At 69.6% G+C, this 2,038-nt stretch carries 3 protein-coding genes; all 3 read right to left on the bottom strand.

The window, feature by feature from the left end; all coding sequences use genetic code 11:
- A partial coding sequence (locus LPZ50_RS24545) for a TolC family protein (RefSeq protein WP_230665446.1) occupies positions 1-828 on the bottom strand: 828 nt, incomplete at its 3' end.
- On the bottom strand, positions 825-1,703 hold the full coding sequence (locus tag LPZ50_RS24540) for an HlyD family secretion protein (protein ID WP_230665445.1): 879 nt from the start codon (positions 1,701-1,703) through the stop codon (positions 825-827). The genes LPZ50_RS24545 and LPZ50_RS24540, both read right to left, overlap by 4 nt.
- A 4-nt stretch (positions 1,704-1,707) precedes the next feature.
- Positions 1,708-1,917: a DUF1656 domain-containing protein gene (locus LPZ50_RS24535; protein WP_218371696.1), complete on the bottom strand. Its 210-nt coding sequence runs from the start codon at positions 1,915-1,917 to the stop codon at positions 1,708-1,710.
- Positions 1,918-2,038 lie beyond the last annotated feature (121 nt).

Here is a 2,038-nt window from a genome sequence, read left to right as displayed (position 1 = left end):
GGGCGGTCGGGCGCAGGCCAGCAGCGTGGCGGGCATTTCGGCGGGCGCGCGGCCGGTGAGGGCGGCCAGACGGTACAGGGCGGTGTGCTGGCTGGCCTGTAAGGGGGGCAGTTCGGCCTGCAGTTGTTCCAGCTGGCTGCGCGCGCGGCTGACGTCCAGCGCCGTGCCACGGCCCGCCTGCTGCAGGCGCTGTACTGCATCGAACGAATCGCGCTGCACGTCCACGGAGCGGCGCGCCGACGCCAGTTGCATGCCGGCCGCGCAGATATCGGCGTAGGCCCGCGCGGTTTCGGCGGCCACCGTCACGCGCGTGGCATCGTAGGCGGCTTGGGCGGCCTGTTCATCGCCCACGGCGGCTTCGATGCCGCGGCGGATCTGGCCGAACAGATCCAGCTGGTACGCCACGCTGATGCCGCTGGAATACGACCAGCGATCCATGGGGCGGGTGTCGGGCGTCCCGGCCTGTACCCCCGATGCATGGCCGAACGCGGGCGACGCCTCTACGCCCAGCGTGGGCTGCTGCTGCCCGCGCGCCTCGCGCGTGACGGCCTGGGCGCGCTGCAGGTTGGCCGCGGCGATGCGCAGGTCGGTATTGGCCTGCAATGCCTGGCCGATCAGGCTGTCCAGGGTGGGGTCCTGGTACAGCCGCCACCAGGTGCCGGGCACGGCGTCCTGCCGGTAGGCGGCTTCGCGCGCCTGCAGGAATGCGGCCGAGGCCGCGGGCCGGTTGACGGCCGCGTTTTCAGGTACCTGATAATCGGGGCCGACGGCTGCGCACCCGGCCAGCGCCAGCACCAGCGACACGATGGCAAATGGGCGGGCGGTCATGATGCGTGGACCTCTACCGTGGCCGTCTGGCCCGCCACCAGGCGCACGCCTTCGGGCACTTGGTCGATCTGCACGCGCACCGGAATGCGCTGGGCCAGGCGCACCCAGTTGAACGTGGGGTTGACGTTGGGCAGCAGGTTGGCGCCGACGCTGCGGTCGCGGTCGGCGATGCCCATGGCGATGCTTTCCACGTGGCCGCGGATCCGGCGCGAATCGCCCATCAGCGTCACGGTTACGGCGTCTCCTTCGTGGATGTGCACCAGCTTGGTTTCTTCGAAATAGCCTTCCACGTAGAACGAGCCGCCGTCCACCAGCGCCATGACCCCGTGAGCCGCGGTGGCGTAAGAACCCACGCGCAGGTCCAGGTTGGTGACGCGTCCGTCGGTGGGCGCCACCACGCGGCTGCGCGCCAGGTTCAGCCTGGCGGTGTCGCGCTGCACCTGCGCCTCGGCCAGCGCGGCGTCCGCCTGTTGCAGGCGGGCCTGGCTTTGTTCCAGGACTTCCGCCGATACCAGTTTGCCCAGTGAGCGGTTGCGGCGTGCATCGCGCGCGGCCTGGTCGCGCGCTACTTGCCGGGCATGCACCGCGGCCTGGGCCTGGTCGTAGGCCAGCTGGAAGCGGGCGCGATCGATCTCGAACAGGACGTCGCCCGCCTTGACGTCCTGGTTGTCGTGCACGGGCACGGCTGTCACCAGACCGGACACATCGGGCGCCACTTGCACGACGTAGGCCTTGACGCGCCCGTCGCGCGTCCAGGGCTCCAGTTCGTAATGCGTCCATAACTGCCAGCCGGCAAAGACCGCCGCGCAGACGGTCAGCGCCGTCACGACAAACTTGCCCACGATGGGGCGGCGCAGCGTTTTCAGGATGTTCATGGTGCTACTTCAATACGTAAGGTGAAATCAGGTACACGCCGTACAGCAGCACGACGTACAGCGCGGCATCGAACAGGGCGGGATGCCAGACCAGCCGATAGAAACCCGCGCGCGCCAACAGGCGGCGCACGGCCCAGGCCACTCCCAGCGTGGCCAGCCCCAGCACCAGCAGCCAGGGGAAATAAATGCCGTAGAAATTGAACTCGCCGATCATGATGCGTGGGCCGGCGGCAGGACGCCGGCTTGATAGTCAGGGGCTTGCGGGAACAAGGCGCGGCGGATGCCCACCAGCGCCACCACGGCGCGATCGCGCGCCGCCACCGCGCCGGGGCAGG

The sequence above is a fragment of the Bordetella petrii genome, assembly GCF_020991325.1.
Classification (GTDB): Bacteria; Pseudomonadota; Gammaproteobacteria; order Burkholderiales; family Burkholderiaceae_B; genus Bordetella_A; species Bordetella_A petrii_E.
This window is presented reverse-complemented; position numbering and strand designations above follow the sequence as displayed.